The 26,892-nt window shown below is 72.1% G+C and carries 27 protein-coding genes and 6 tRNA genes; 11 read left to right on the forward strand and 22 right to left on the reverse strand.

Annotation, left to right across the window (positions count from 1 at the left end):
* Positions 1–419 precede the first annotated feature (419 nt).
* Together ACWD4O_RS18225 and ACWD4O_RS18230 are read right to left on the reverse strand one after the other, a co-directional pair.
* Positions 420–491 (reverse strand) — tRNA-Val (locus ACWD4O_RS18225).
* 78 nt (positions 492–569) lie between these two features.
* Positions 570–1,031: a TIGR02611 family protein gene (locus tag ACWD4O_RS18230; protein ID WP_451280910.1), complete on the reverse strand. Its 462-nt coding sequence runs from the start codon at positions 1,029–1,031 to the stop codon at positions 570–572.
* Positions 1,032–1,222: 191 nt separating this feature from the next.
* On the opposite strand from ACWD4O_RS18230, the gene ACWD4O_RS18235 reads away from it, so the two are divergent.
* Positions 1,223–1,636, forward strand: a complete 414-nt coding sequence (locus ACWD4O_RS18235; RefSeq protein WP_004002642.1) for an SsgA family sporulation/cell division regulator — start codon at positions 1,223–1,225, stop codon at positions 1,634–1,636.
* Between the two features lie 323 nt (positions 1,637–1,959).
* Entirely contained in the window at positions 1,960–2,520 is a 561-nt protein-coding gene (locus ACWD4O_RS18240) for a CGNR zinc finger domain-containing protein (RefSeq protein WP_451280912.1), read from the forward strand.
* 299 nt (positions 2,521–2,819) lie between these two features.
* On the opposite strand, the gene ACWD4O_RS18245 is transcribed toward ACWD4O_RS18240, so the two are convergent.
* Together ACWD4O_RS18245 and ACWD4O_RS18250 are read right to left on the reverse strand one after the other, a co-directional pair.
* A complete protein-coding gene (locus tag ACWD4O_RS18245; RefSeq protein ID WP_093774321.1) occupies positions 2,820–3,023 on the reverse strand; it encodes a hypothetical protein in 204 nt (67 codons plus the stop codon).
* Positions 3,024–3,166: 143 nt separating this feature from the next.
* Positions 3,167–3,613: a hypothetical protein gene (locus tag ACWD4O_RS18250; RefSeq protein WP_451280914.1), complete on the reverse strand. Its 447-nt coding sequence runs from the start codon at positions 3,611–3,613 to the stop codon at positions 3,167–3,169.
* A gap of 266 nt (positions 3,614–3,879) precedes the next feature.
* Here ACWD4O_RS18250 and ACWD4O_RS18255 point away from each other — a divergent pair, with 266 nt between their 5' ends.
* A complete protein-coding gene (locus tag ACWD4O_RS18255; protein ID WP_451280916.1) occupies positions 3,880–4,407 on the forward strand; it encodes a DsbA family protein in 528 nt (175 codons plus the stop codon).
* Positions 4,408–4,432: 25 nt separating this feature from the next.
* Here the strand turns inward: ACWD4O_RS18255 and ACWD4O_RS18260 are convergent, their stop codons facing one another.
* The 3 genes from ACWD4O_RS18260 to ACWD4O_RS18270 form a co-directional block, all read right to left on the reverse strand.
* A complete protein-coding gene (locus ACWD4O_RS18260) occupies positions 4,433–5,257 on the reverse strand; it encodes a GNAT family N-acetyltransferase (RefSeq protein WP_451280918.1) in 825 nt (274 codons plus the stop codon).
* Positions 5,258–5,330: 73 nt separating this feature from the next.
* Positions 5,331–6,152, reverse strand: coding sequence for an aminotransferase class IV (locus tag ACWD4O_RS18265; protein ID WP_451280920.1), 822 nt, complete (start codon positions 6,150–6,152; stop codon positions 5,331–5,333).
* Positions 6,149–7,219: a chorismate-binding protein gene (locus ACWD4O_RS18270; protein ID WP_451280922.1), complete on the reverse strand. Its 1,071-nt coding sequence runs from the start codon at positions 7,217–7,219 to the stop codon at positions 6,149–6,151. The genes ACWD4O_RS18265 and ACWD4O_RS18270 overlap by 4 nt, the downstream gene beginning before the upstream one ends.
* Positions 7,220–7,409: 190 nt before the next feature.
* Between ACWD4O_RS18270 and ACWD4O_RS18275 the strand changes: the two genes are divergently transcribed.
* The 5 genes from ACWD4O_RS18275 (at position 7,410) to ACWD4O_RS18295 (ending at position 7,858) form a co-directional block, all read left to right on the forward strand.
* Positions 7,410–7,482: transfer RNA gene (locus tag ACWD4O_RS18275), tRNA-Gly, on the forward strand.
* A 39-nt stretch (positions 7,483–7,521) separates the two neighbouring features.
* Positions 7,522–7,595 (forward strand) — tRNA-Cys (locus tag ACWD4O_RS18280).
* Between the two features lies 1 nt (position 7,596).
* Positions 7,597–7,668 (forward strand) — tRNA-Val (locus ACWD4O_RS18285).
* Between the two features lie 23 nt (positions 7,669–7,691).
* A tRNA-Val gene (locus tag ACWD4O_RS18290) sits at positions 7,692–7,763 on the forward strand.
* Positions 7,764–7,786: 23 nt separating this feature from the next.
* Positions 7,787–7,858, forward strand: a tRNA-Val gene (locus ACWD4O_RS18295).
* Between the two features lie 66 nt (positions 7,859–7,924).
* On the opposite strand, the gene ACWD4O_RS18300 is transcribed toward ACWD4O_RS18295, so the two are convergent.
* The 4 genes from ACWD4O_RS18300 to ACWD4O_RS18315 form a co-directional block, all read right to left on the reverse strand.
* Positions 7,925–8,215: a TFIIB-type zinc ribbon-containing protein gene (locus ACWD4O_RS18300; RefSeq protein WP_451280924.1), complete on the reverse strand. Its 291-nt coding sequence runs from the start codon at positions 8,213–8,215 to the stop codon at positions 7,925–7,927.
* Positions 8,216–8,296: 81 nt separating this feature from the next.
* Entirely contained in the window at positions 8,297–9,232 is a 936-nt protein-coding gene (locus ACWD4O_RS18305; RefSeq protein ID WP_451280926.1) for a phosphotransferase family protein, read from the reverse strand.
* Positions 9,233–9,434: 202 nt separating this feature from the next.
* Positions 9,435–9,629: a hypothetical protein gene (locus tag ACWD4O_RS18310; protein ID WP_351907957.1), complete on the reverse strand. Its 195-nt coding sequence runs from the start codon at positions 9,627–9,629 to the stop codon at positions 9,435–9,437.
* A gap of 197 nt (positions 9,630–9,826) precedes the next feature.
* Positions 9,827–10,102, reverse strand: a complete 276-nt coding sequence (locus ACWD4O_RS18315) for a hypothetical protein (RefSeq protein ID WP_351907959.1) — start codon at positions 10,100–10,102, stop codon at positions 9,827–9,829.
* A 196-nt stretch (positions 10,103–10,298) separates the two neighbouring features.
* On the opposite strand from ACWD4O_RS18315, the gene ACWD4O_RS18320 reads away from it, so the two are divergent.
* The gene (locus ACWD4O_RS18320; protein ID WP_451281326.1) at positions 10,299–11,654 is read left to right on the forward strand and encodes a protein kinase domain-containing protein; all 1,356 of its coding nucleotides are present in this window, start codon (positions 10,299–10,301) and stop codon (positions 11,652–11,654) included.
* 12 nt (positions 11,655–11,666) lie between these two features.
* Here the strand turns inward: ACWD4O_RS18320 and ACWD4O_RS18325 are convergent, their stop codons facing one another.
* The 8 genes from ACWD4O_RS18325 to ACWD4O_RS18360 form a co-directional block, all read right to left on the reverse strand.
* Positions 11,667–12,485: a TrmH family RNA methyltransferase gene (locus ACWD4O_RS18325; protein ID WP_358807416.1), complete on the reverse strand. Its 819-nt coding sequence runs from the start codon at positions 12,483–12,485 to the stop codon at positions 11,667–11,669.
* Positions 12,486–12,548: 63 nt separating this feature from the next.
* A complete protein-coding gene (cobA, locus tag ACWD4O_RS18330; protein ID WP_451280929.1) occupies positions 12,549–13,781 on the reverse strand; it encodes a uroporphyrinogen-III C-methyltransferase in 1,233 nt (410 codons plus the stop codon).
* A gap of 141 nt (positions 13,782–13,922) precedes the next feature.
* Entirely contained in the window at positions 13,923–17,933 is a 4,011-nt protein-coding gene (gene cobT, locus ACWD4O_RS18335) for a nicotinate-nucleotide--dimethylbenzimidazole phosphoribosyltransferase (protein ID WP_451280931.1), read from the reverse strand.
* A 367-nt stretch (positions 17,934–18,300) separates the two neighbouring features.
* Positions 18,301–19,518, reverse strand: a complete 1,218-nt coding sequence (gene cbiE / locus ACWD4O_RS18340) for a precorrin-6y C5,15-methyltransferase (decarboxylating) subunit CbiE (protein ID WP_451280933.1) — start codon at positions 19,516–19,518, stop codon at positions 18,301–18,303.
* Between the two features lie 97 nt (positions 19,519–19,615).
* On the reverse strand, positions 19,616–20,254 hold the full coding sequence (locus ACWD4O_RS18345; protein ID WP_451280935.1) for a GNAT family N-acetyltransferase: 639 nt from the start codon (positions 20,252–20,254) through the stop codon (positions 19,616–19,618).
* Positions 20,255–20,409: 155 nt separating this feature from the next.
* Positions 20,410–21,246 carry a MetQ/NlpA family ABC transporter substrate-binding protein gene (locus ACWD4O_RS18350; protein WP_451280937.1) on the reverse strand — a complete coding sequence of 279 codons (837 nt, stop codon included), beginning with the start codon at positions 21,244–21,246 and terminating at the stop codon, positions 20,410–20,412.
* 88 nt (positions 21,247–21,334) lie between these two features.
* Positions 21,335–22,072 (reverse strand): methionine ABC transporter permease, encoded by a 738-nt coding sequence (locus tag ACWD4O_RS18355; RefSeq protein ID WP_450948644.1) that lies wholly within the window; start codon positions 22,070–22,072, stop codon positions 21,335–21,337.
* Positions 22,069–23,100, reverse strand: coding sequence for a methionine ABC transporter ATP-binding protein (locus ACWD4O_RS18360; protein WP_451280939.1), 1,032 nt, complete (start codon positions 23,098–23,100; stop codon positions 22,069–22,071). The genes ACWD4O_RS18355 and ACWD4O_RS18360 overlap by 4 nt, the downstream gene beginning before the upstream one ends.
* 584 nt (positions 23,101–23,684) lie before the next feature.
* On the opposite strand from ACWD4O_RS18360, the gene ACWD4O_RS18365 reads away from it, so the two are divergent.
* Positions 23,685–24,044, forward strand: coding sequence for a hypothetical protein (locus ACWD4O_RS18365; protein WP_451280941.1), 360 nt, complete (start codon positions 23,685–23,687; stop codon positions 24,042–24,044).
* A gap of 1 nt (position 24,045) precedes the next feature.
* Positions 24,046–24,480 (forward strand): hypothetical protein, encoded by a 435-nt coding sequence (locus ACWD4O_RS18370; RefSeq protein WP_451280943.1) that lies wholly within the window; start codon positions 24,046–24,048, stop codon positions 24,478–24,480.
* On the opposite strand, the gene ACWD4O_RS18375 is transcribed toward ACWD4O_RS18370, so the two are convergent.
* From ACWD4O_RS18375 to ACWD4O_RS18385, 3 genes are all read right to left on the reverse strand, one after another.
* A complete protein-coding gene (locus ACWD4O_RS18375) occupies positions 24,470–24,967 on the reverse strand; it encodes a GNAT family N-acetyltransferase (protein WP_351908210.1) in 498 nt (165 codons plus the stop codon). The two genes, ACWD4O_RS18370 and ACWD4O_RS18375, sit on opposite strands and share 11 nt — an antisense overlap.
* Positions 24,968–25,012: 45 nt before the next feature.
* On the reverse strand, positions 25,013–25,519 hold the full coding sequence (locus ACWD4O_RS18380; protein ID WP_451280945.1) for an RNA polymerase sigma factor: 507 nt from the start codon (positions 25,517–25,519) through the stop codon (positions 25,013–25,015).
* Positions 25,520–25,586: 67 nt separating this feature from the next.
* The gene (locus ACWD4O_RS18385; protein ID WP_451280947.1) at positions 25,587–26,771 is read right to left on the reverse strand and encodes a glycerophosphodiester phosphodiesterase; all 1,185 of its coding nucleotides are present in this window, start codon (positions 26,769–26,771) and stop codon (positions 25,587–25,589) included.
* Positions 26,772–26,892: the final 121 nt, after the last annotated feature.

Consider the following 26,892-nt stretch of genomic DNA (forward strand, 5'->3'; position numbering starts at 1 on the left):
GTTCGTCGCAGGCCGCAGGCATCGGAAGCTGAGCTCGTCGCAGGCCGCAGGCATCGGAAGCTGAGCTCGTCGCAGGCCGCAGGCATCGGAAGCTGAGCTCGTCGCAGGCCGCAGGCATCGGAAGCTGAGTTCGTCGCAGGCCGCAGGCATAGGGGGCCGAGTTCGTTGCCTGCCGCAGGTATCGGAGGCTGGGTTCGTTGAGTGCCGCGGGCATCGAAGGCCGAGTTCGTCGCGTGCCGCTGGCATCGGAGGCCAGGCTTGTCGCATGCCGTACGCGTCGGGAGCCGAGTTCGTTGCGTGCCGCGGGCATCGGAGGCCGCGTTCGTCACGCGCCGTATGCGTCAGGGGCCGGGCTTGTGGTGGTCGCATGAACGACATCGGCCCGTCTGCGGTTTCGCAGACGGGCCGGCGTTTCGGGGTGGGCGATACTGGGTTCGAACCAGTGACCTCTTCGGTGTGAACGAAGCGCTCTCCCACTGAGCTAATCGCCCGGACGCAGGAAGAACATTACCCCATGTCAGGGGGTGGCTGTGACCACGGCCGACCGCCCCAGACCCCGCCGCGGCGGATCACTGGTCCTTGATGTTCCAGGGCATCTCGAGGCCGAACTTCCACAGGTAGACACCCAAGAGAACGCCGATGATCACCAGGCCGATCGAGGTCAGGATGATGTTGCGACGCCGCACCTTCGGGTCGAGGGCCCGCTGGGCCGCCTCGGTGACCTTGCGCTTGGTCCAGCGGAGCGCCAGCTGGGCCCAGACGAACTCGGTCGCCCAGATCGCCATGCCTCCGAAGATCACGACCCAGCCCGGACCGGGCAGCGGCAGCATGACGATGCCGGCGCCCACCACGGCGAGGCCGATCACGAAGACGCCGACCTGCCAGCTCAGATGCAGCGCGCGGCGCGCCTTGACGAATTCGGGCGCTCTGGAGCCGAGCCCCTGGCCCTGCTGCTCCTCCGCCGCACCACCCGGCTTCGACCCGTCCGCCGCCACTGCCGCCTCGCCGACCTCGTCACTCCCCGTATTCATACAGCCAAACCCTACCCGAGAGATTCCGGTCACCGGAATGGTGGTACTTCGCGAACGCACCCTCGGCCGGAAGAGTTACGTAAAGGCACGCAAAACACTCAGAGGGGTTTACAACGGCACCGTAGGTGGCATGTCGATTTCGCCGACGTGCGAATCCCCGAGCGCACACTGAGCGAAAGGCCCTGGCGCTTATGAACACCACGGTCAGCTGCGAGCTGCACCTGCGCCTCGTTGTGTCGAGCGAGTCCTCCCTGCCTGTCCCCGCAGGCCTGCGGTACGACACGGCCGACCCCTACGCCGTGCACGCCACCTTCCACACCGGAGCCGAAGAGACCGTCGAGTGGGTGTTCGCCCGCGACCTCCTCGCCGAAGGCCTGCACCGGCCGACGGGCACCGGCGACGTCCGTGTCTGGCCGTCGCGCAGCCACGGTCAGGGCGTCGTCTGCATCGCCCTGAGCTCCCCGGAGGGGGAAGCTCTGCTCGAGGCCCCTGCGCGGGCCCTGGAGTCCTTCCTGAAGCGAACGGACGCAGCCGTGCCCCCGGGCACGGAACACCGGCACTTCGATCTCGATCAAGAGCTCTCGCACATCCTGGCGGAAAGCTAGGGCGAGGCTCACACCGAGCCGCCCGGCGCCGTCCACTCGGGGAGACGGCTCGGGCCACGACAACCGAATAGGGATGCGCCGACGCCGTGCCATGGGTTCCCGTGGCACGGCGTCGGCGCGCCACTGGCTCCTGCGAGGCACCGACGTGCGCGCGGGCCCTCCAGGCCGCGTCCAGCGCCGCGCGGGCGGGGCCTCCTCGGCGTTCCGGCTTCCCCTGCCCATGGAATCCGGGGCACGATCGGACAAGGTTCGACCGCCCGGTGCGGCTACCATCGGCCAGCATCGGCGGGTGCCCGCCCGACCCCCAGGCCAGGGAGCGAAATGTGCTGATCACCCACGACACCCGGTGTGCGCTCGATGCCGTGGTGGATCTGGTGAACACCGCACCGGAGGACGACACGACTCCGGACGCGCTGCCGGATGTCGCCACCCTCGCGGATTTCGTACGAAAGCACGAAATCAGTGACGTCGGTGTGCTGTCCGAGTTCGACCTGTCCGCGGTGCGCAAGGTCCGTGGGCGGTTCGCCAGGATCTTCGCGGCGTCGGAACCCAGGACGGCCGCCGCTCTGATCAACGAGCTGGTCGCCGCCGCGGGCACGACCCCGCGTCTCACCGATCACGACGGCTACGACTGGCATGTGCACTACTTCGCGCCCGGCGCGTCCGTCGCCGACCACCTGGCGGCCGACTGCGGGATGGCGCTGGCGTTCTTCGTGGTCGCCGGGGAGGAGGAGCGGCTGCGGCGCTGTGAGGCCCCGGACTGCCGACGCGCCTTCGTCGACCTCTCCCGCAACCGGTCCCGCCGGTACTGCGACAGCCGCACCTGCGGCAACCGCCTGCACGTGGCCGCCTACCGAGCACGCCGCAAGGAGGCCGCGGGCTGACGTGCCGCCCCGTCCCGGCGGGTCTCCGCCCGGCGCCGTCCGTTTCGCGCGTCTCCCTCGATCGATTCCTCGGTTCGGCGCAAACTCGCCCGGGCCCACCACCACAGCCCGCCGCGGGCCGCGCGGGCACCGGCTCAGGGACGCGTCCGCATGCAGGGCTGCCTCGCTCCCGAACGGCCCCACCGGAGCACACCTCGGCCCACCTCCCCCCTCGGAGATCAACGCGGCCCTCGGAGCCTCTCGGAGTTCTCGATGCCGGCGCGGCCCCGGCGGGTGACGCCGGGGACCGCGGGTAAGGCTCATAGCAACAGCAGATCATGCAGTGAAGCCATGAGCAGCAGACACCCGATCACCGCAAGGAAGATCATCAGCGGTGGCTGGGAAAGGGCGAAGAGGCATCCGCGCGGCTCGTCCTTGGGCGGCGCGGCGTCGCTCTGTGTCGTGTCCAGCATCTCGCGGGCGATGATGACGCAGGTGACACCCCTCGCGCGATCAACACGCACGGAATGAGCGGGTGTTCGCCGGATTCCGTGACGTCGGTTTCAGGCCGTGATCACTTCCGCACACGGGCAGGCCGACTGTGTCGTTTCAATCCCAGGCCGCCTCACCCGGCCCGTGTCACCCGCCGCGCCTCACGAGCCGCGTCTCATATCCCGTGCTTCTTGAGGATGGCCTCGATGTCGCTGAAGTCTTCGGAGCCGCCGGTCGCCCGGGGCGCGGCAGCGGGGCGGGACGCCGGGCGGGAGGCCTGGCCCAGGGAGGGCGCCGAGGCGGTGGGGGCCACTGCTTCGGACCGTGCCGCGCGGGCCGCGGCCTTGCGTTCCCTGCGGGTGCCGCCGCGGCGACGCTCCACGGCGCGGGTGGTGGCGAAGAGGGCCCAAGCCCCGCCGAGCACGACGAAGCCCGCCCAGGCCGTGGGACTGAACGCGGTGTCGGCGAGCCATTCGACGACGCCGGTCATCACGAGGCCGAGCGGCACGAGGGCGTAGGCGGCGATGCGGGCGGCCGCCAGGAAGCGCTTGCGGTAGGCCGTGACCACCGCGATGCCCAGGCCCGCCGCGGCGACGGCGGAACAGACGGTCTCGGCAATCATCCGGTTCCTCCAGGCGTGGCTGTCTCGGGCAGGATTCCGACCGACTCGGCGCCACAGCCGTCAGGCGCACGCTTCGTCCCTTCCATCCTGCACCTGCACACCGCTCGCGGGCCATGCTCCGGGCGGACATCAGGGACATCTCCGGGTCGGCTCCTCCGCAGGTGCCGCACGAACGTGTCCCTCGGGGTCGCCCGCGACCTCCTCTCGGGGTGCGGTCGGCGCCGTCCGGATTGGGGCGGTCGGGCGGGGACTGGAAGACTGACGTCATGAGCGACTCGTCCCCCTCCTCCCCCACCCGTCCCGCCGTCGTCCTCGACATCTGGTGCGAGCTGCAGTGCCCGGACTGCCGTGGCGCCCTGCACGACCTGCGCGCCCTGCGTGAGCGCTACGGCGACCGGCTGGAGCTGCGGCTGCGGCACTTCCCGCTGGAGAAGCACAGCCACGCCTTCGCCGCCGCGCAGGCCGCCGAGGAGGCCCTGGAGCAGGGCAAGGGGTGGCCGTACGTCGAGGCCGTGCTGGGCCGGGTCGAGGAGCTGGGCCGTAAGGGAGAACCCTTCCTGGTGGAGATCGCCGGCGAACTCGGGCTCGACGCCGAGGAGTTCGACACCGCCCTGATCGACGGCCGGCACATCCTGATCGTGGACGCGGACCAGGCCGAGGGCAAGGCGATCGGCGTCACCGGCACCCCGACCTATGTCATCGACGGCGAGCGCCTCGACGGCGGCAAGAGCCAGGAGGGGCTGCGCGAGCGCATCGAGGAGATCGCCGACCGGCTGCTGGCCGAACAGGGGTGAACCGACGGGCTCCGCAGACCTGGACTCAGAGCAGGTTCTTGTACATCGAGTAGCCCACCGGCACGTACCCCAGTGACTCGTAGAGCCGCTCGGCAGGTGTGTTGTCCGCGAAGACGTTCAGGCCCAGCACCCGTCTGCCCGCGGCCACCGTCTGGGCCTCCGCCAGCAGCATCAGGGAGCGGCCGTGTCCCCGGCCGCGATGCTCGTCGTAGGTCTCGACGTTGTAGACGAACCCCGCGTCGCCCCTGCGGGCGAGCCACAGGGTGCCGACCGCAACGCCCTCGTGTTCGAGGACGCTGATCGTCGTGTCGTCCGTCGTCAGGCCCTGGGGGAGCAAGCGCGCGTAGTCCTCCCGGGCCTTGTCCCGGGCGCTCGCCTCAGGGACGCCGCGTTCGATCCAGACCTGGGCGTATCCCGCAAGGTGGACCTCTTTCCACGGGCCGAACTCGGCCTCCGTCAGGGGGCGGCCGCGGCTGCCTTCGGGCAGGGCGGGCGGCTCGGCGTCGAGCTGCTTCTCCATCCCGCGGTTGCGGTGGACGTAGCCGAGGGCCGTGGCGAGCCGCAGGGCCGGTTCGGCCCGGCCCGGCACCCTGATCTCGATCTGCTTGCAGCCCCAGCCCCGGGCCACCTCCTCGGCAGCGAGCGCGGCCACCGTGCCCCGGCCCCGGCCGCGGTCCGGCTCCTCGATGTGCAGATCGTCGAGGTGGGCGAAGGCGGGCCCGAGGACGGGATCGGTGGAGAGGCGGACCGCGCCGACGGGGCGACTGTTCACGCACACGCGGTAGTGGCGGGACAGGGCTCCGTCGGCGGCGCGCTGGAGCGGCTCGGTGGGCCGCAGGGTCGTGGTCATCAGGGGCTTTCTACCCGCCGTACGGGCCGAAGTCAGCCCGTTTTCCCGGGCTCTCGGCAATGGCTCCCTGGTATTACGGGTCCAGATCGTTCCCGGCGCGCTCGTCGAAGATCCGCATCGCCTTGGCGGTCACCGGCCCCGGTGTGCCCGGGAGTTCGCGGTCGTCGACCCGGTGGACGGCCTGGACGTCGCGCAGGGTGGAGGTGAGGAAGACCTCCTCGGCCCGCTCCAGCACGTCCAGCGGCAGGTCGGTCTCCCGGGCGCCGGTCCACTCGACGGCCAGCGCGCGCGTGATGCCCGCGAGGCAGCCGGAGGCCGGCGGCGGGGTGTGGATCTCGCCGTCCAGGACGACGAACACGTTCGAGCCGGTGCCCTCGCAGAGCTGCCCGACCGTGTTGCCGAACAGCGCCTCGCTGGCGCCGTGTTCGTGGGCGCGGGCCAGGGCGACGACGTTCTCGGCGTACGAGGTCGTCTTCAGGCCGGTGAGCGCGCCCCGTTCGTTGCGGGTCCACGGGACCGTGATGACGGCCGTGGAGTCGGCGCGCCGGGTGGTCTCGCCGAGGGCGACGACGAGGGTGGGCCCGTGTTCGCCGCGGTCGGAGCCGAGGGGGCCGTAGCCTCCGGTGTAGGTGATGCGCAGGCGGCCGAGCGGCATCGGGTTGGCCTCGAGGACGGCGGCGCAGGCGCGGCGGACCTCGTCGTGGTCGGGGTCGGGCAGGCCGAGGCCGCGCGCGGAGCGGGTCAGCCGGTCGAGATGGCGGGTGAGCGCGAACGTGCGGCCGTCCGTCGCCTTCACCGTCTCGAAGATGCCGTCGCCCACGGTGAGTCCGTGGTCGAAGACGGAGACACGGGCGGACTCGGTGTCCTGCAGCCCGCCGTCGAGCCAGATCTTCACGTCAGTCCCTCTCCCTCGGCCTGGTACGAGGCCGTGACTTCGTACGCTCCCGACGCTACCGCGAGCAGTCGGGAGGCCTTCAGCTCGGTCTCCGCCCACTCGGCCTCGGGGTCGGAGCCCCAGGTGATGCCCGCGCCGGTGCCGAAGCGCAGCACGGCGGCGCCCGTGTCGGCGCGGTCGATCCAGAAGGTGCGTATGCCGACGGCCAGCTCGCCCGTGCCCCGGTCGGCGTCGACCCAGCCGATGCCTCCGCAGTACGGGCCGCGCGGCGCTGTCTCCAGGGCCTCGATGATCCGCAGGGCGCTGGACTTGGGGGCGCCGGTGACCGAGCCGGGCGGGAAGGCGGCGTCGAGCAGTTCCGGCCAGCCGGCGCCGTCGGGAAGTTCGCCGCGGACCGTGGAGACGAGGTGGACCAGACCCGGGTGCTTCTCGACGGCGCAGAGGTCGGGGACGCTCACGCTGCCGGTGGCGCAGACCCGTCCGAGATCGTTGCGGACGAGGTCCACGATCATCACGTTCTCGGCGTAGTCCTTGTCGAGGAGGTCCGCCTCCGTGCGCCCGGTGCCCTTGATGGGCCCGGACTCGACGGTCCGCCCCTCGCGACGGAGGAAGAGTTCGGGGGAAGCGGTGGCCGTCTCTATGCCGTGAGCCGGGAGACGAATCGTTCCTGCAAAGGGTGCCGGGTTGCCCCGGGCCAGCAGGGCGGTCAGCGCGTCCATGTCGGCGTCGGCCGCCACGGGTGCGGTCAGCACGCGGCAGAGATTGGCCTGATACACCTCGCCGGCCGCGATGTGCTCGCGGATGCGGCGGACACCCGCCGTGTACGCGGCGCGGTCGAGGGACGACGTCCAGTCACCGGCCGCCGGCCCCCGCCAGGCCCCCGGCGCCGGAGCGGGCACGGGCTCCTCGCGTACATCGGCGAAGCGGGCGCACACCAGGCGGCCCTCGAAGTCGGCGCAGACGGCCCAGAAACCGGCGCCGTCGAGGGCCGCGGGATCGCTGGTCACATCGAGGAGGCCGGTGGCGACGCGGGCGCCGAAACGGGCGAGAGGTGGGAGGTCGGGCACGTTGTCGAGTCTATGGCGGGTGTCCCGGGGGTGACGGGGGCATGTCCCGCAATGTCCCGGCCAGGGGGCCTGACCAGGTCCGCGAGCGGACGCAGCGCAGCACGCTGCACAAACGCGTTTTTGTGCTGGCCGGGGAATCCGCTAGAGTTCAACACGTCGCCGCGACGCGCAAGCCGAGCGGAACCGACAAGCGGACGTAGCTCAGTTGGTAGAGCGCAACCTTGCCAAGGTTGAGGTCGCCAGTTCGAACCTGGTCGTCCGCTCGCAGGAAGTGGGGGATCTTCCCGAACCCCCGCACTCCTGGTGGAGTGGCCGAGAGGCGAGGCAACGGCCTGCAAAGCCGTCTACACGGGTTCAAATCCCGTCTCCACCTCCAAGGACGATTAGCTCAGCGGGAGAGCGCTTCCCTGACACGGAAGAGGTCACTGGTTCAATCCCAGTATCGTCCACTGATCCGTTTCATCGGGTCCCCGCGCGATTAGCTCAGCGGGAGAGCGCTTCCCTGACACGGAAGAGGTCACTGGTTCAATCCCAGTATCGCGCACGCAGCACGCACCACCCCCTCCCGGACGATTAGCTCAGCGGGAGAGCGCTTCCCTGACACGGAAGAGGTCACTGGTTCAATCCCAGTATCGTCCACACGCCGAGAGCCCCCGGCCGCCTTCGCGGTCGGGGGCTCTTCCGTTGCCCGGTCAGGCTGTCCGGTCAGCTGGAGAACAGCATGCGGCCGAAGCTCTTGTTGCGGTGGTGGCTGCCGTGGCCCCCGTGGTGCCCGCCGTGCGGGGCGCCCCAGGCGGGAGCGACCGGGGCGGCCGGGTACGCCTGCGGGGCGGCCGGGGGCGGCGGGGCCTGCTGGCTCCACTGGCCCTCCAGGCGGGTCAGCGCCTCCAGCTCGCCGTAGTCGAGGAATATCCCACGGCAGTTGCTGCACTGCTCAATCTGGACGCCGTTGCGGTTGTAGGTGTGCATCGGAGCGTGACACTTCGGGCACTGCATGGTTCGGCTCAACTCCTCGCCGGTCGGTGCTGTTTCGCGTACCGCCAGGACAGACACTGTCCGGCTGCGGTCGGTTGCACCCTACTTCGCGAAGCTTGCCGCGAACTGCGGGGGGACAGAACCCATTCGGGCACAGGCGTCGACCAGGCACTGCTCGACCTCGTCCAACGCCCGGTCCTCCGCGACCGACTTGGTGACAGCACGTGCCGCCCCTTGCACGGTGAGTGCGCGCGCCGGTACGTCCAGGGCGGGCCAGGGGTCGCCGGCCGCGGGGACGGCGGGGCCGCCCGCGGCCCGGTAGGCGGCCAGGAAGCGGGTCCACTCCTCGGGCGGGAGCAGACCGCAGGCGTACCAGGCGGCGGGGCGGGCGAGGTCCCAGGCCGGGACGCCGACGCCGAGATCGTCGACGTCGATCAGCCGCCAGGGGCCGTCGGGGGCGGGATGGCGGACGAGCTGGCCGAGGTGGAGGTCGCCGTGGCAGAGCGTGACGGCGTCGGGCATGGGGGCCTCGGCGCGGGCCCAGGCGGGGAGCGCGCGCCAGGCGCTCAGGACGGGCGCGACGGCCGGATGCGAGCCGGTGGCGCCCAGTCGGGCCACTGCGTGGGCGGCCTTGGCGGGGCCGCGCATCGGGGGGAGCGCGGTCGGGGCGGGGGTGCGGTGGAGACGGGCGAGCAGGGTGGCCGCGGCTTCCCAGGGGGCCGCGTCCGGGTCGTCCGGGTCCACCGGGGCGCCGTACGGCCAGAAGGTCACCAGACGACCGTGCAGCCGGGTCGGCGCCGGTGTGAGCGGCGGCAGAAGGACTTCGGGGAGGCGGACGGCGGTGACGAGGCGCGGGGCGAGGTCGGCCGGGTCGGTGTCGGGGGCGTGGGCCTTCGCGACGGTGTCGGCGTGCCGGACGACGGTGGCGTCGGGGCGGTCCGCGAGGGTGACCGCGCCGCAGGAGCAGGCCGCGGCGGAGTCATGGGCCTGGGCTCCGGCGCGGAAGGCGAGCTCGGTGAGCAGGGGGTGTGCGGTCACGGGGCTCCCTGGGCGGCGGCGTGCGGGTCTCCTCGCGAGGGTACGCAGGGGGTCGCCGGGGCCGTCCGCCGGGGAAAAGCAATGCAGGCGCAGCTCCCCAGCTGCGCCTGCATTTTTTGCCGTCCGCCGCACCCCCGTCCCCACGGGGTTTCATGGGTGGATGTCCCCGCCCGGACCGCTCTTCCGGGCCTGGGGTCGCCGCTCAGCGCCCCAGCATCACTCCCACGGACGACGCCTGTGTGGCCACTGTCTCCCAGCCGTCGAAGACGACGAGGAGCAGGACCGCCAGGGGAAGGGCCATCAAGGTCGCCACCAGGGGGTGGCGGCGGCCCGTGCGGCGGGAGTACGTGGTGCGTCCCTGCGTGCGGATCGTCGTCCGCGGTGCCGTAAGGGCCATGGTCCCTCTCCTGACCTGATCAGTTGTCTTTGGCAGCGGCGGGTGTCTGACCTCGGGGGACGAGTGCTGCACCCGCCGCTTGACCTCAAATCTAGGCGTGCGGCGGGCGCGGGACGTCATGCCCTCGTACCGATTGCCGGGCCTCCCGGAGGATGAGCCATGACCTGCGGAGTACTCCCCTGGGTGGAGACGAAGTCCTAGGTCTCGGGGTCTTCCCGGAAGGGGTGTCCGGTCCGGGCCGGTTTCTCCGAGCTGTCCTCGCGCGGGACGGGGTGCTCGACCAGGGCGAGGACCCTGTTCGCCATGAAACGGGCCGTACGGACCGGCGTGCCGGTTCTGGTGACTTCGCTCACTTCCACCACCCCTCTCCGTACCGCCGACTCCACTCGGCGGCCTGCTCTGCTCGCCGTCACCTCGTAGGTGCGGGTCGTGTCGCCGGCGTCGACGACTATCTCCACGCGGTCACCCTTCACGGGTTCAATCCCCCTTCTGTGACAGGTGGTTGAGGTCACAAAGCCGCCAAAGCACGCCTGTTCGCAGGCCTCCTGACCACCCTTCAAGTCTCCCACCGGGCACTGACAATCGATCGGTACGAGAGGGCGCGGCCTCTGCGCGCGAACGGCCGTGGAAACGTAAGCTGTGCCACGTCACACGGACCGGGCAGCGGGGATGAACATGGCGATGATGCGCCTGAGGCGCGAGGACCCGCGCGTCGTCGGCTCGTTCAGGCTTCACCGACGGCTCGGCGCGGGCGGGATGGGCGTCGTCTATCTGGGGTCCGACAAGAAGGGGCAGCGGGTCGCGCTGAAGGTGATCCGGCCCGATCTGGCGGAGGACCAGGAGTTCCGGTCGCGGTTCGCGCGCGAGGTGTCGGCCGCCCGGCGGATCCGGGGCGGGTGCACGGCGCGGCTGGTCGCGGCGGATCTGGACGCCGACCGGCCGTGGTTCGCCACGCAGTACGTGCCCGGTCCCTCGCTGCACGACAAGGTCAACGACGACGGGCCGCTCGGGGCCGCCGAGCTCGCCTCGATCGGGGCCGCGCTGTCGGAGGGGCTCGTCGCCGTCCATGAGGCCGGGGTCGTGCACCGGGACCTGAAGCCGTCCAACATCCTGCTCTCTCCCAAGGGCCCGCGGATCATCGACTTCGGCATCGCCTGGGCGACGGGCGCCTCCACGCTGACGCATGTCGGCACGGCGGTCGGCTCCCCCGGGTTCCTCGCGCCGGAGCAGGTACGGGGGGCTCTGGTCACCCCGGCCACCGACGTGTTCTCGCTCGGCGCCACGCTCGCCTACGCCTCGACCTCCGACTCGCCCTTCGGGCACGGCAGTTCCGAGGTGATGCTGTACCGGGTGGTGCACGAGGAGCCGCAGCTGCACGGGGTGCCGGACGCGCTGGCGCCGCTGGTGCGGGCCTGTCTGGCGAAGGACCCCGAGGAGCGGCCCAGCACGCTGGATCTCTCCCTGCGGCTGAAGGAGATCGCGACCCGCGAGGCCCAGGGGCTGGCGGACTCGCGTCCCCCGGTCCCGCGGGCTGCGGAGGCCGATCGTCCCACGGGACGGCTCTCCGAAACCGGTTACCCGGAACGCACCATGCGTCGGCCGGACGGGCCGGGCACTCCGCCGCCGCGGAACGGGGTGCCGTCCTCGCGCGGTCCGGTTCCCTCCCGGGGCGGGGCGCCCGCGCGCGGGGCGAGCGCCTCCCGGGGCGGCAGTGCCTCGTCGTCGCGGTCCGGGGCCCGGCCGGCGCCCGGCACCCGCAACACCCGTCCCGGCACCGGCAGCCGGCCGGCGCCCCGCGGTGGGCGTCCGGGGCCGAGAACCACCGGGACCGGACGGCGGCCCGCCAACCCGCGGCTGCTGCGGCAGCGGCTGTTCGTCTTCGTCGTCGTGACGCTGTTCGTCGCGCTCGGCATCGCCGTCGTCCAGGGCTGCGAGGGCCCGGCGCGCGGGCTGGGCGGGGACGGCCAGGTCGTCCAGCACGAGCAGCAGCCCGTACGGCCGGAGGGCCGGCCAGGACCTGGTTGAGGCCGACAGCCCCTAGGGCTGTGGGCGGCCCGTCGCCACTGCGTAGAAGGCGACCGCGGCCGCGGCTCCCACGTTGAGGGAGTCGACGCCGTGGGACATCGGGATGCGGACCCATTCGTCGGCGGCGACCAGCGCCTGGGTGGAGAGGCCGTCGCCCTCGGCTCCGAGCATGAGGGCCACGCGGTCCATCCGGTGCGGGGCCGCCTCGTCGAGGCTGCGGGCCTTCTCGTCCGGGGTGAGGGCGAGGAGGGTGAGACCGGCCTCGCGGACCGAGTCGAGGCTCTTGGGCCAGGTGTCCAGGCGGGCGTACGGGACCGAGAAGACCGCGCCCATCGAGACCTTCACGCTGCGGCGGTAGAGGGGGTCGGCGCAGTCCGGGGAGAGCAGGACGGCGTCCATGCCGAGGGCGGCCGCCGAGCGGAAGATCGCGCCGATGTTGGTGTGGTCGTTGACCGACTCCATGACGACGACCCGGCGGGCGGTCTGCAGGAGTTCGGCGGCGGTCGGCAGCGGCTTGCGCTGCATGGAGGCCAGCGCGCCGCGGTGGACGTGGTAGCCGGTGACGCGTTCGGCGAGCTCCGGGCTGACGGCGTAGACCGGTGCCGGGAGCTCGTCGATGACGTCGCGCATGACGTCGACCCACTTGGCGGAGAGCAGCATCGAGCGCATCTCGTACCCGGCGTCCTTGGCCCGTCGGATGACCTTCTCGCCCTCGGCGATGAACAGGCCCTCGGCGGGCTCGCGCTTGCGGCGCAGCTCGACGTCGGTCAGGCCGGTGTAGTCGCGCAGGCGCGGGTCGTCGGGGTCCTCAACGGTGATGAGATCGGCCACAGGGTGATACTGCCTTGTCCTGGGTGTGGTGCCAACGGCTCGGAACGGTTGTGTTACCCGCGGTTACTCGGACGCCCGCGGGCCGACGGCGACGACCGCGCCGACGACGATGACCGCCGGCGGCCTGACCTCCTGGTCGCGGACCGTCTCGGCGACCGTCGCGAGCGTCGCGTCGACCCGGCGCTGGGCGGCCGTCGTGCCCTCCTGGACGAGCGCGACCGGGGTGTCGGGCGACTTGCCGTGCCCGACGAGCGTCTCGGCGATCTTCCCGATCTTGTCGACGCCCATCAGGATCACCAGGGTGCCGGTGAGCTTCGCGAGGGAGGGCCAGTCGACCAGGGAACGCTCGTCGTCGGGGGCGACATGACCGCTGACCACGGTGAACTCGTGGGCGACGCCCCGGTGGGTGACCGGGATGCCGGCCGCGCCCGGCACCGAGATCGAGCTGGAGATGCCCGGGACGACCGTGCAGGCGATGCCGGCCTCGGCGAGGGCCTGGAGCTCCTCCATGCCACGGCCGAACACATACGGGTCGCCGCCCTTGAGCCGGACGACCGACTTGCCCTGCTTGGCGTGCTCGATCAGCGCGTTGTTGATGGCCTCCTGCGCCATGTAACGGCCGTAGGGGATCTTCGCCGCGTCGATCACCTCGACGTGCGGCGGGAGTTCGGCGAGGAGGTCGCGCGGGCCGAGCCGGTCGGCGATGACGACGTCCGCCTCGGCGAGGAGCCGGCGGCCGCGGACCGTGATCAGGTCGGGGTCGCCAGGGCCGCCGCCGACCAGGGCGACGCCGGACGTCCGGGTGCGGTGGTGGGGGGCGACGAGGGTGCCGTCGCGCAGGCCCTCGACGACCGCGTCGCGGATGGCCGCGGTGTGGCGGGGGTCGCGGCCGCGGGCGTCCGTGGTGAGGACGGCGACCGTGACGCCCTCGCTGTGGCCGGTCGCCGGGGTCCAGGCGGTGGCCGCGTCGGCGTCGTCGGAGCGGACGCACCAGACGCGGTGGCGTTCGGCCTCGGCCGAGGCCCGGACGTTGGCCTCCGTGTCGCCGGTGGCGATCAGGGCGTACCAGGCGTCCGCGAGGTCGCCGTCGGCGTAGGCGCGCCTCGACCAGGCGATCTCGCCCGCGTCGGCCATCGCCTCGACGGAGGGGGTGGCTTCGGGGGACACGAGGTGGATGTCCGCGCCTGCTGCGATCAGCGCGGGGAGGCGGCGCTGGGCGACCTGGCCGCCGCCGAGGACGACGACCCTGCGGCCGGTGAGGCGGAGGCCTACGGGGTAGGCGGGGTGTTCGGCCATGAGGTGCGGCTCCTCGAACGGGCAGAGGGTGGGCGCTGCGGCTCTGGAGCGGCCCTGACGTGCGGATTTTAGAGGTGGCTTCAGCGTACGGCGGGGTCGGGGGGCACGCAGGAGCGCATGCCCGCCGACCCCGGTGGGGTGCTACTTCTCGGTGACCCCCGCCGAGTCGAACGTCGCCACCTCGTGCATCGCCCGTGCCGTGCTCTGCACCAGCGGGAGGGCCAGCAGTGCGCCCGTGCCCTCGCCGAGGCGGAGGTCGAGGTCGACCAGGGGGCGCAGGCCCAGCTTGTTCAGGGCTGCCACATGGCCCGGCTCGGCGCTGCGGTGGCCGGCGATGCAGGCCGCGAGGACCTCGGGGGCGATGGCGCGGGCCACCAGGGCGGCGGCGCCGGCGCTGACGCCGTCCAGGATGACGGGCGTGCGCAGCGAGGCGCCGCCGAGGAGGAGGCCGACCATCGCCGCGTGCTCGAAGCCGCCGACCGCCGCCAGGACGCCGATCGGGTCGGCCGGGTCCGGCTGGTGGAGGTCCAGGGCACGGCGGACGACCTCGGTCTTGCGGGCGAGGGTCTCGTCGTTGATACCGGTGCCGCGGCCGGTGACCTCGGCCGGGTCGGCGCCCGTGAAGACCGAGATGAGGGCCGCGGACGCGGTGGTGTTGGCGATGCCCATCTCGCCGGTGAGCAGCGCCTTGTTGCCGGCCGCCACCAGGTCGCGGGCGGTCTCGATGCCGACCTCGATGGCCTGCTTGGCCTCCTCGCGGGTCATCGCGGGCCCGGTGGTCATGTCGGAGGTGCCCGCGCGGATCTTGCGGGGCAGCAGGCCGGGGGTCCCGGGGAGCTCGGCCGCGACGCCGACGTCCACCACGCAGACCTCGGCGCCCACCTGGGACGCGAAGGCGTTGCAGACCGCTCCCCCGCCGAGGAAGTTGGCGACCATCTGGGCCGTCACCTCCTGCGGCCAGGGGGTGACGCCCTGGGCGTGCACGCCGTGGTCGCCGGCGAAGATCGCGACGGCCGCGGGCTCCGGGATCGGCGGCGGGCACTGCCGGGACAGACCGGACAGCTGCGCGGAGATGATCTCCAGCATGCCGAGCGAGCCCGGCGGCTTCGTCATGCGCTTCTGCCGCTCCCAGGCCTCGCCCAGCGCCTTGGCGTCCAGCGGGCGGACACTGGCGACGGTCTCGGAGAGCAGATCGTGCGGGTCCTCGCCGGGCAGCGCGCGACGGCCGTACGTCTCCTCGTGGACGACCCAGGACAGCGGGCGGCGCTTGGCCCAGCCCGCCTGCATCAGCTCGGGCTCGTCCGGGAACTCGTCGACGTAGCCGACGCACAGGTAGGCGACCACGTCGAGGTGGTCGGGCAGGCCCAGCGCGCGGACCATCTCGCGCTCGTCGAAGAAGCTGACCCAGCCGACGCCGAGGCCCTCGGCGCGGGCCGCGAGCCAGAGGTTCTCGACCGCGAGCGCGGAGGAATACGGCGCCATCTGCGGCTGGGTGTGACGGCCCAGGGTGTGGCGGCCGCCGCGGGTCGGGTCGGCGGTGACGACGATGTTCACCGGGGTGTCGAGGATGGCCTCGATCTTCAGTTCCTTGAACTGCTTCGCCCGGCCCTTGGGCAGGGACTTCGCGTAGGCGTCGCGCTGCCGCATCGCCAGTTCGTGCATCGCGCGCCGGGTGTCGGCCGAGCGGATGACGACGAAGTCCCAGGGCTGCGAGTGGCCGACGGACGGCGCGGTGTGGGCGGCCTCCAGGACGCGCAGCAGCACCTCGTGCGGGATGGGGTCGCCGCGGAAGCCGTTGCGGATGTCCCGGCGTTCCCGCATGACCTTCAGGACCGCCTCGCGCTCGGCGTCGTCGTACGCGGGCGCGGCCGGGCCGGTGGACTCTCTGGCTTCTTCCACGGCTGCCGGGGTCTCCTCCTGGTCGGCGGCCCTGGTTTCCAGGTCCTCCGGGCTCTGTGCGACATCGGGGTCGACGTCGGGTGCGACGTAGAGGTCCACGTCGGCTTCCTGCTCCGCGTCCGGGATCGCCGGGTCGGGAGCGGGGGTGGGGGCGGGGTCGGCGGCGCGGGGGGCGGGGACCGTGAGAGGAGCCTGCTGGGGTTCCGCCACCGCCTCCGCCTCCGCCATCGCCGCCGTCATTGCCTCGGGAGCCGGCTGCTCCTCGGTGGGGAGCACGATCGGGTGCGGCGGGGTCGGGGCGAGGTGCGGGGTGGTGGGCACCGCGCCTTCGACCTGCACGAACTGACCGAGGGGTACCTCGACGAGCGGCTCCTCGACCACGGGTTGCTCGACGACCGGCTCTTCGGCGACCGGCTCTTCGGCGACGAGCTGCTCGGCCGGCGGCTCCTCGGCCACCAGCTCCTCGGCCACCGGCTGCTCGGCCACCGGCTGGTCGGCCACCGGCTGGTCCGCCGTGGGCTGGTCCGGCTGGGGGTCCGGGGTGGCGGCGGGCGCCTCGGCGAGCACCTCGGCAGACGGCTCGGGTGCGGCCGCTGCCGGCTGGAGGGGCTCCGGGGGCAACTCACCCTGGGGCGACTGCTGTTCGGGCAGCTCCTGCAGCAGCTGCGGGGCCGGGACCGCCTCCACGAGGGGGGCCGCCGGGGGCTCGGGGGCGACGACGGGTGCCTCTACGGGCAGCTCCGTGGTCTCCGTCGGCTCCGCGGTCTCCGCCGTGTCCGTCATCTCGGTCAAGGGCTCCGGCTGCGGCTCGGGGGCCGACTCCGGTACCGGTACCGGTGCCGATTCCGGCTCCACGATGGCGGCCACAGGAGCCGGGGCCTCGTTCTGGACCTCGGGCTCCGGCTGCGGCTCCGGCTGAACCTCCGGGACCGGCTGGACGTCGAACTCCGGCTCGGGCTCCGCCTGCTGGACCGGGACCTCGACGAACTGGACGGCCTCCGGGGCGACGGGCTCGGCGACGACGGCCACGGGGGCGACCGGTTCCGCCACGGGTGCCGGCGTCTCCGGGATCACGGTCGCCGCGGGCTCGGGGGTCTCGACCGGGTCGGGAACCGGGGCCTCGGGCACGACGTCGACGACCGGAACCGGAACCGCCTCCGCCGCCGGTACCTCGGCGACCTGCTCCTGAAGCTGGGGTTCCTCGGCGGCGATCACCTCTACGGCGTTCGCCTCGGGGACCTCCGGTACCTGCTCCACCGTCTCGACCGGGGCAGGCTCGACGGCCTGTGCCGCCTGTACCGCCTGCACGGCCTCCGGTGCTTCCGGTGCGTGCGGTGTGTGAGGTGCCTCCATCGGCGGTTCGAAGACCGGCTCGGCGGAGACCTCCGGTGCCTGGTCCGCGCCGGAGACGGGAACGTCGGCCGTGATCTGGACGGCGTCCGTGATCTGGACGGCGTCCGCGACCGGGGCGGCGGGGGCCTCCTCGGCCTCCGCCATCATCGCGGCTCCGAGCAACTGACCGGGGTCGACGACTCCGTACGTCTCGGCGGCGACCGGGGCCGCGGGCGCGGGGACCGGGACGGCCGCCTCAGGTTCCTGCGGGACGGCCGGGACGGTCGAGGCGAACGCCTCCGTCGCCTCCGTCGCCACGCGGGCCACCACGGCCTGGGCCACGCCCACCGGCTCGGCCGGCGCCGGAACAACCGTTTCCGCAGTCGTCACCCCGGACGCGACCGGCCCCTGGACCGTGGCCTGCGCGGCGCCCCAGGGGGACGCGCCCTGTGGGGGCATCTCGCGCAGGGGCGGCACGTCCAGGTACTCGGGGCCGGACGGGGGTGCGACGGGCTGGCGCACCGGTGCGTCCGCGGGGCCGCGGTCGGCCAGGGAGCGGACCGGGCTGGCGGAGGCATCGGGGATCGGCGGGCCGAGGTGCAGCGGGCGGCGCGGGGCCGACTGGGGCGCCGACGGGCCGGGCAGCCGGACGGCGCTGAGGTCGACCGAGCCGCTGTCGCGGCCGGCCATCTCGTGCGGGCCCGGCTCGTGCACCACCGTCTCGACCACCGGTTCGGGCGCGGGCGGCGCCACCTCGTTGCCCCATGCGCTCTGCGCGCCCGGCAGCAGCAACAGGTCTTCGTCCTCGGCGGTGGTGTCGGAGAGGTAGGTGTACGCACCGTGCGCGGAGGCGCCCGGCTGCTCCACCATGCCTGCGCTCTCCGGCAGCCCCTCGGCCGGGACCTGGCCGGTGTCGGTCATGCGTAACCCCTCGCCCATCGGTTAGTGCTCCTACGACCCGCTCACCCGGGGCGGCGCACCGACCGCCCCGTAGTGAAGAACGAGCGTCCGCGCCCAGCGGCACGAACGACCCGCCCGAAAAAGCGACAAAGCCATTCAGTGGCATTGTCCCGGCCGCCGTCGCGTCGCGACAGCTTGATCCGCGACGCTCCGCTGTGGACTGCGCCACGTTGCGCGCCCTCCGGTACTGCCGTACCACACCTACCCCAAAAGGGATGCGTTTTCCGGACATTGACCGACGAAGTGCCGGGCGAACGGAAGCGGTACGACGATCGGCCAGCCTACCGCGCGCGGTACGACAACAGGATCACGGGGAGGGCGAACCGGGTCACGCCGTACGGTCGGGGAGAGCCCCGCTGAGCAGGAACGCGACGCTCCGTTCCGTCTCCGTCCAGGCCCGCGTGTCGAGTTCGACGGACTGGACCAGGGCGCACTCGACGCGGTAGCCGTGCTCGGACAGATCTCGGCCCACGAGTTCGGCGGCGTCGCGGGTCGCCGCGTGGGCGACGATGCGCTGCGGGCGGCGGTCGGCGACCGCGGAGACCACGGCCGCTCCCCCGCCGCCGACCCGGACGACGTCCGGTTCGGGCAGGTTCTCCAGTACGTGCGGGGCGGTGCCGCGGACGATCTGGAGCTGGACGCCGTAGCGGCGCGCGGCGGCGTCGGTGCGGGCGCACGCCTCCACGTCCCGGTCGACGGCGATGACGGCGGCGCCCGCCCGCGCGGCCTCGGTCGCGAAGGCGCCGCTGCCGCAGCCGATGTCCCAGACGAGGTCGCCGACGCGCGGGCCGAGCCGGGCGAGTTGGGCGGCGCGCAGCAGTTCCGACTCGCCCTCGCCGAGTCCGCCGCCGTAGGCCTCGGCGGGCAGGGCCCAGCCGCGCGGGCCGGTGTCCGGGGCGCGGCCGGCGAGCCAGCCGGTGTCGCCGGAGACGGCCGGCCCGGTGGGGCCGCCGATGACGATGACGACGTTGGGGTCGCGCCAGATGTGGTCGGCGGCCTTGTCGGAGGTGGTGATCCTGACCTGTTCGCGGGTGGTGCCGAGTTCCTCGCAGACCACGAAGGTGCGGTGCACGCCCTCCATGAGCAGGCCGAGCTCCGCCGGTCCGGCTCCCGGGGAGGTGAGGACGGCGACCTTGGTGTGGGCGCGGCACACGTTGACCGCGCGGCGCAGGGTGCGCCGGTGTGCGACGACCACCTGGGCGTCGTCCCAGGGCATGCCGGCCCGGGCGAAGGCCGCGGCGACGGCGGAGACGGCCGGGACGACCTCCACCTCCAGGCCGAACTCGGGTGCGCGCAGGGTCCGTACGACGCCGAAGAAGCCCGGGTCGCCGTCGGCGACGACGACGGCGGTGCCGCGGTGGCCGGCGATGCGGCGGGCGGCGAGGGAGACGCTGCCGAGCCGGATGCGTTCCGCGCCGGGCGGGACCTCGGGCAGCGTCAGATGGTGGGCGGCCCCGGCCACGAGGGTGGCGGCGCCCAGAGCGGAGCGGGCCGCGGCGGTCAGCGGCGAGCCGTCCCAGCCGATCACCGTGACGCGGTCGGCCATCGTCGTCAGTCCCCCCAGGGGTTCACGCAGGTAGCGGGCTCCGTGAGGGTACCTGGTCGGCAGGTCCCGGCAAGGGCGCCGGCACCCGGGCCGGGGGTCAGTTCCAGTCGGCGTACGAGGTGAAGCCGCCGCTCTCCGCGAAGTGCTCCCCGGCGCCCTCGACGTCCTCCGGGAGGAGGCTCCAGACGATGTAGTCGGTGCGCACCTCGTTCCAGGTGCCGTCCTCGGCGCGGGCGCGCGCTATGCACGCGTTGCGCAGGACGCCCTCGCTGATGCACCCGATCTTCTGTGCGACCTGCTGGGAGGCGGTGTTGTCGGCGGCCGTGCGCAGCTCGACGCGCTCGAACCTCTGGTCGGTGAACAGCCACTGGGCGGTGGCCAGCGCCGCCTCGGAGGCGTAGCCCTCGCCGCGCGCCCAGGGGGCGATGATGTACGACATCTCGGTGGAGCGGACGTGCCAGTTGGTCTTGGCCAGTTGGACGATGCCGACCAGGCGCTGGGTGAGGAACTCGGTGACGGCGAGGTCGAGGCCGCGGCCGGCGGTGCGTTCGGCGGGCGCGTACTCGGTGATCCAGCGGCGGGCGGCCGCCCGGTCGTAGGGCTGGGGCACGGCGGTCCAGGCCGCGACCTGCTCGTCGTTCATCATGTCGGCCAGCGCGGGCACGTCGTCCTCGTCGAGGGGACGCAAGCCCAACCGCTCCGTGCTGATGGAGATGGTGGGGAAGGTGCTTGTCATGCGCCACTCCGTAACCTTCGAAATCTCGGATGAGACCTGCCGGCCCGTCAGGGCTCGCTGAACTGCCCAGCATGCAGCATGCAAGCGCGGAACCACACCACGGGGTCCGCCCCGAGTGAAGGAGCGGACCCCGTGTGCAGGGCGGTCGACGCGGGTCAGAACGCCGCGACGACGGCGCCGTCGTACTTGTCCTCGATGAACTTCTTCACCTCGGGCGAGGTGAGCAGCTCGGCCAGCTTCACCACGCGCGGGTCGTCCTCGTCGCCCTTCTTCACGGCGAGGAAGTTGGCGTACGGGTTGTCCGTGGCGGACTCCGCGACCAGGGCGTCCTTCGCCGGGCTGAGCTTGGCCTCGAGCGCGTAGTTGCCGTTGATCACGGCGGCGTCGACGTCGGCGAGGGAGCGCGGCAGCTGGGCCGCCTCCAGCTCCTTGAACTCGATGTTCTTGGGGTTGGAGGTGATGTCCTTGGGGGTCGCGGCGTAGCCGACGCCCGCCTTCAGGCCGATCAGGCCGTTGGCCTGCAGGAGCTTCAGCGCGCGGGCCTCGTTGGTGGTGTCGTTCGGCAGGGCGATGGTGGCGCCGGTCTTGAGGTCGGCGAGCTTCTTGACGCCCTGGGAGTACAGACCGAGCGGCTCCAGGTGCACCGTGGCGCCGGGCACGGCGACGATGTCGGTGTCGTTCTTCTTGTTGAAGTCGGTCAGGTACGGCTGGTGCTGGAAGTAGTTGGCGTCGACCTCGCCCTGCTGGACGGCGGTGTTGGGGGTCACGTAGTCCGTGAACTCCTTGACCTCGAGCTTGAGGCCGGCCTTCGCCGCGAGGTTGTCCTTGATGTAGGCGAGGATCTCGCCCTGCGGGGTGGGCGTGGCGGCGACGGTCAGCGTGGCGTTCGCGTCGGTGCTGCCGGAGTCCTTGTCCGAGCCGCAGGCGCTGAGTCCGAGGGTGAGGGCTCCGGCGGCGAGGACGGCAGTGGTGATCTTGGCGGTGTTACGCACGAAAAGTGCCTTTCCTGAGGTGGTGCGTCCCCGCGTTGGGTGGGCGGGGAGTCTGCGGGTGTTTCTCTGGGGGTGGCCCGGGGAGGGCTCAGGCGACCTTGCTCACGTCTGCCGCCGCGGGCTCCTTCGCCTTCAGCAGGCGGAGCTTCGGGGCGGGGCCGGAGCTGCCGCCGCGGCGGTGCAGGGAGCGGGCCGCGTAGTCGCCGGCGAACTGGATGAGCGAGATGACGACGGCGAGGATCGCCACCGTGATCCACATCAGCTCGGTCTCGAAGCGCTGGTAGCCGTAGCGGATGGCGATGTCGCCGAGGCCGCCGGCGCCGACCGTGCCGGCCATGGCGGAGTAGCCGATGAGCGCGACGATCGTGGTGGTGGTGCCGGCGATGAGCGAGGGCAGGGACTCGGGGACGAGGACCTTGCGGACGATCGTCCAGGTGTTGCCGCCCATCGACTGCACGGCCTCGACGAGTCCGCCGTCCACTTCGCGGACGGCCGTCTCGACCAGGCGGGCGAAGAACGGGATGGCCCCGATGGCGAGCGGCACGATCGCGGCGTCACGGCCGATGGTCGTCCCGGTGATGGTGCGGGTGAAGTTCATCAGCGCGACCATCAGGATGATGAACGGCATCGAGCGGGCGATGTTCACGATCTGCCCGATCACCTTGTTGGCGACGGTGTTCTGCAGCAGGCCGCCCCGGTCGGTCAGGACCAGCAGGATGCCGAGCGGGAGGCCGCCGACGACGGCGATCAGCGTGGACCAGCCGACCATGTAGAGGGTGTCCCAACACGCCTGGGACAGCAGGGGCTGCATCTCGGACCAGGTCACTTGGCACCTTCGTTCACCAGCAGGGGCTCGCCCACGACGTCGATCTGCAGGCCCTGTTCGCGCAGGAAGCCGATCGGCACGACGTTGTCCTCGTAGCGGCCGGGCAGTTCGATGCGCATGCGGCCGACCTGGAGGCCGCCGACGGTGTCGATGGCCGCGCCGAGGATCGAGATGTCGATGTTGTAGGTGCGCGACAGCTGGGAGATGACGGGCTGGGTGGCGGCCTCGCCGTGGAAGGTGACGTCGATGACGGTGCGGTCGTCCCCGGTGGCCTCGCCGCCGACCGGGAAGAGGGCGGCGGCCAGTTCGGAGCCGGGGGTGGCGAGCAGTTCGCTGACCGTGCCGGACTCGACGACGTGGCCGTTCTCCATGAGCGCGGCGGAGTCGCAGATCGACTTCACCACGTCCATCTCGTGGGTGATGAGCAGCACGGTCAGGCCGAGCTGCCGGTTCAGGTCGCGCAGCAGCTGGAGGATGGAGCGGGTGGTCTCGGGGTCGAGGGCGCTGGTGGCCTCGTCGGAGAGCAGCACCTTCGGGTCGCCGGCCAGGGCGCGGGCGATGCCGACGCGCTGCTTCTGGCCGCCGGAGAGCTGGGCGGGGAAGGACTTGGCCTTGTCGGCGAGACCGACCAGGTCGAGCAGCTCCAGCGCCTTGCGGGAACGTTCCTTCCCTGCGACGCCGAGGATCTCCAGGGGCAGTTCGACGTTGTCCTGCACGGTCCGCGAGGACAGCAGGTTGAAGTGCTGGAAGACCATGCCGATCCGGCTGCGCGCCTGCCGCAGCTCCTTGCCGGCCCGGGGGCCGCGCCCGGCGAGCGCGGTGAGGTCCTGGCCGGCGACGGTGACCGTGCCGGCGGTGGGGCGTTCCAGGAGGTTGATGCAGCGGATGAGCGAGGACTTGCCGGCGCCGGACTGGCCGATGACGCCGTACACCTCGCCTTCGCGGACGTGCAGGTCGACGCCGTCGAGGGCGGTGACCGCACGGCCGCGCGAGCGGTAGACCTTGGTCAGGCCCGTGGTGGTGATCACGTGGATTTCCGTCACTGTCGAGTGCGCGGGCGTGGGTGTGCCCGGGCGCACGGGTGCAGGCTGTCAGGGACGCGACACGGTTCTCGCTGTGGCGGGGAACCGGGGAGAAACATGTGCGCGGGGCGCGGCTGGCGTCACGTACGGCTCGGATGCGATGCGGCGTACGGACCTGCCACGGCGTCTCGCTTCGGGGCGCGAGCTCGGGTGGTGCGGGGGCCCTCTAGAAGGCGCACATTCGACACATACAACGAGCACCGGGCGTCATGGTCGCCTCGGTCGCAAGGGTGCGGCTGCTCGTCGTGGTCATGGGCATCAGTAAAGCAGAAGTACGGTCCTGACAAAGACTGCGCTGTCCGGATGCTGGACAGCCGTGGACAGCTTCCGGACACCCCTCGGCCGCGCACGGAGATCTCCACTCCCCCGCCGGTGACCAGCACCGACAAGGCGGACAGGCCGTTCATCACGATGTCCGGTACGGGCTCCCGGGCCCGACGGGTTGTGGCCAACGCCACGGCGGTCCTGCCGTGGGGGACGGGAGCGGGGCCGATCGCGAGGTGCCGGATACGCCGTATTAAGGTCGCTGCATGCTTGATGCACTGACGCTGGCGACCGGCGTCGCCGCGTTGCTGCTCGCCGCCTGGTGCGGCTGGGCCGCCTACCGTGACCAGCCGACGAAGGACTGGCACTTCATCGGGATGGCCGTGGTCACAGCGCTGACCGTGGTCCAGTTGGTGATCGGGGTCGTGCAGCTGGCGCGGGGCGAGAAGCCCGAGCAGGGCACGACGATCTTCGTGGCGTATCTGCTGGGGGCGTTCGCCTGCGTTCCGGCGGCGGGGTTCATGTCGCTGGCCGAGCGGACCCGCTGGGGTTCGGTGACGGTCGCGGCGGGCGGCGTGGTGCTCGCCGTGCTCGAGGTGCGGCTCTTCGACATCTGGGGAGGCTGACATGACGGCGACACAGGAGAAGCCGGCCCGGCTCATCAGCGGGCCCGGCATGCTGCTGGTGTGGTTCTACGGGGTCATGGTGGTCGGGGCCGTGTCGCGGTCGGCGTACGAGATCGCGACCGAGTTCGACCGCGCGCCGCTGGCGTACTCGCTGTCGGCGCTGGCCGGCCTGGTGTACGGCTTCATCACGTACTCGCTGGTGCGGGGCGGCGAGACGGCCCGCAGGGCGGCGCGGATCTGCTGCGCCGCCGAGCTCGCGGGCGTACTGATCGTCGGAACCTGGACGCTGGTGGAGCCGTCCGCCTTCCCCGACGCGACCGTGTGGTCGAAGTACGGGATGGGGTACGTGTTCATTCCCGTGCTGCTGCCGCTGTCGGCCCTGTACTGGCTGCGCAAGTCCCGCACCGCCACGCCCCCCACGACCGCTACGCGGTAGCCGCGTACTCCCCCGCCTGCTTCTCCAGGACGATCATCGGCACGCCGTCCGTGCCCTCGGAGGTGCCGACGGTCTCGTAGCCGACGCGGCGGTAGAGGCGGAGGTTGCCCTCGCTGCGGTGGCCGGTGAAGAGGCGGAACTTCTTGGCGCCGCGCTCCTCGGCCAGCGCCTCCTCGGCCGCGCGCAGCAGCCGTGCGCCGATGCCGTGGCCCTGGAGGCGGGGATGGACGCAGAGCTTGCCGATGGCCGCGGCGCCGTCCTCCGTGAGGTTGCCGCGTACCGAGCCCACCACTTCGTCGCCCAGCCGGGCCACGAAGACGCAGTCGGTGGTGAGCTCCTGCCGGACCGAGTCGAGGCTCTGGACGAGCGGGGCGATGCGGTAGTTGCCGTACAGCGCGGCTTCGCTCTGGAAGCAGAGGTACTGCAGCCTGAAGATCTGCTCGGTGTCCTGCTCGGTCGCCACCGAGATGGTCACGCTCATGCCCATGTGCGCACGCCTCCCGCTCACCTGATCGCCTGTGGTCCTTCACTCCTATCCCCGCACTTCACCGGCCGCAACCTCCGGAGCCAGCAAACGTCGCAGACATCCCAGACATCTGGAGCGTTCCGGGCCGAGACTGCCCTGTGAGATACCCAACTCCCCCGCGATCTCCCGGTAGGTGAGGTCCTCCGGCGAGAGCAGGGCCTGGAGAAGCCGGGAGCAACGGCCGGGCAGCCGGTGCACGGCCTCGCGCAGGGCGCGGTGGCGGGCCGCGGTGAGAACGAGCTGCTCGGGGCCGCGGTCGGCGTCGTCGGCCGGGTCGCTCGCGTACGGCTGTTCGCGGCGGATGGTCCGGCGGGTGCGGCGGACCTCGGCGCGGACGGCCCGGCGCAGCCAGCCCTGGGGGTCGAGGGGCGGGCCCTCGGTGGCGAGGTGCTCCAGCAGGCGGAGCCAGACCGCCTGTTCCAGGTCGCCGGGTTCGGTGCCGGTGGCATGGGCCTCGGCGGAGGCCTCCGCGCTGAGGAGCGGGCGCAGGGCGGTGAGCAAGTCGGACGTCATATGCCGAACGATGCGGCCGCCCGGGCGGCTGGTTGCCCGGGCGGCCGACTGTCACTCCAACGAGGACTCAGCCGTTGACGAAGTCCGCGCGAGCCAGCAGTCCGGTGTCCGGGTTGTCCGTGAAGACGCCGTCGATGCCGGTCGCGAAGTAGGTGCGGAAGACGCTGAAGGAGTCGCCGTAGGCGTCCGCGTCCGTGCCCTTGCGGAAGCTCGTCGGCAGGAAGGGGTTCTCGTTGCGCATGGTGTACGGGTGCAGGACCAGGCCGACCGCGTGGGCGTCCTTCACCAGGGTGGTCGGGGTGGTGAGGTTGCCGCTCGCGTCCTTCGGGATGACCAGGTCGAGGGTCGGGCCGATGCCATTGGCGTAGCCCGCGATCTCGCGGAGGCCGGCCCGGGTGACGAGGTCGGCGACCGTGCGCGGGTCGCCCGCCTCGACGAAGTCCCAGGGGCGGGTCGTCGCACCGGACAGCAGCACCACCAGCGGGTTGTCGACCAGCTTGTTCAGGCGCTGGATGCTGCTCGGCTCGAAGGACTGGACGATGACCGGCGAGTTCTTCTTGTCCTTGCCGTACTTGTGCAGCAGCTTGGCGACCCGCTCCTCCAGGCCCAGGCCCAGCTTGCGGAAGTAGGTGGGGTGCTTGGTCTCGGGGTAGATCCAGACCTGCTTGCCGCGCTTACGGGTCTGCTCGTCCTGCCACTTCAGGACTTCCTCGAAGGTGGGGATCTCCCAGCGGCCGTTGTAGAGCGTGTTGTGCGGGCGGTTGGCCGGGATGCGCTCGATCGCGCGCAGGGTCTTGAGCTCGGCGAGCGTGAAGTCCTCGGTGAACCAGCCGGTGAGGGAGACGCCGTCGAGCACCTTGGTCGTCCTGCGGTTCGCGAACTCGGGGTGGTCGGCGACGTCCGTCGTCCCGCCGATCTCCGGCTCGTGCCGGCAGACCAGGTGGCCGTCCTTGGTGGGGACGAGGTCGCCGGCCTCCACGATGTCGGCGCCCAGGTCGAGAGCGAGCTGGTAGGAGCCGAAGGTGTGCTCGGGGCGGTAGCCGCTGGCGCCGCGGTGACCGATGATCGTCGGGACGGGCAGGCTCTTCAGGCCGCCGCCTCCCCCGTGCCGCGCGTCGGCGGCTCTCGCCGTGCCCGACAGTCCGAGGACGCCTCCGGTGGCGCCGAGCACGGCCGCGCCGAGCAGCGCCCGCCGTCCGGTTCCGCTCACGCTCGCCTGATGGTTCGACTCCTGCGTGCCCTGCGTGCCCATGAGGGGCCTCCTGCCGTCGGCTCGTCCGTGCGCGCCGATCGTAGGGGCGTGGACATGACCGTCGGGAGACCTCGGTCCTAACGCGCGGGTGACGGTGGATGGCTTGTGCAGCACGACTGTC

It is taken from the genome of Streptomyces sp. NPDC002623 (assembly GCF_053592635.1).

Coding starts and splice junctions, on each gene's coding strand:
- ACWD4O_RS18230 (WP_451280910.1), bottom strand. CDS start 1,031: ATGAATACGGGGAGTGACGAGGTCGGCGAGGCGGCAGTGGCGGCGGAC.
- ACWD4O_RS18235 (WP_004002642.1), top strand. CDS start 1,223: ATGAACACCACGGTCAGCTGCGAGCTGCACCTGCGCCTCGTTGTGTCG.
- ACWD4O_RS18250 (WP_451280914.1), bottom strand. CDS start 3,613: ATGATTGCCGAGACCGTCTGTTCCGCCGTCGCCGCGGCGGGCCTGGGC.
- ACWD4O_RS18255 (WP_451280916.1), top strand. CDS start 3,880: ATGAGCGACTCGTCCCCCTCCTCCCCCACCCGTCCCGCCGTCGTCCTC.
- ACWD4O_RS18260 (WP_451280918.1), bottom strand. CDS start 5,257: ATGACCACGACCCTGCGGCCCACCGAGCCGCTCCAGCGCGCCGCCGAC.
- ACWD4O_RS18300 (WP_451280924.1), bottom strand. CDS start 8,215: ATGCAGTGCCCGAAGTGTCACGCTCCGATGCACACCTACAACCGCAAC.
- ACWD4O_RS18310 (WP_351907957.1), bottom strand. CDS start 9,629: ATGGCCCTTACGGCACCGCGGACGACGATCCGCACGCAGGGACGCACC.
- ACWD4O_RS18320 (WP_451281326.1), top strand. CDS start 10,299: ATGAACATGGCGATGATGCGCCTGAGGCGCGAGGACCCGCGCGTCGTC.
- cobA (WP_451280929.1), bottom strand. CDS start 13,781: ATGGCCGAACACCCCGCCTACCCCGTAGGCCTCCGCCTCACCGGCCGC.
- cobT (WP_451280931.1), bottom strand. CDS start 17,933: ATGACCGACACCGGCCAGGTCCCGGCCGAGGGGCTGCCGGAGAGCGCA.
- cbiE (WP_451280933.1), bottom strand. CDS start 19,518: ATGGCCGACCGCGTCACGGTGATCGGCTGGGACGGCTCGCCGCTGACC.
- ACWD4O_RS18345 (WP_451280935.1), bottom strand. CDS start 20,254: ATGACAAGCACCTTCCCCACCATCTCCATCAGCACGGAGCGGTTGGGC.
- ACWD4O_RS18365 (WP_451280941.1), top strand. CDS start 23,685: ATGCTTGATGCACTGACGCTGGCGACCGGCGTCGCCGCGTTGCTGCTC.
- ACWD4O_RS18370 (WP_451280943.1), top strand. CDS start 24,046: ATGACGGCGACACAGGAGAAGCCGGCCCGGCTCATCAGCGGGCCCGGC.
- ACWD4O_RS18375 (WP_351908210.1), bottom strand. CDS start 24,967: ATGGGCATGAGCGTGACCATCTCGGTGGCGACCGAGCAGGACACCGAG.
- ACWD4O_RS18380 (WP_451280945.1), bottom strand. CDS start 25,519: ATGACGTCCGACTTGCTCACCGCCCTGCGCCCGCTCCTCAGCGCGGAG.
- ACWD4O_RS18385 (WP_451280947.1), bottom strand. CDS start 26,771: ATGGGCACGCAGGGCACGCAGGAGTCGAACCATCAGGCGAGCGTGAGC.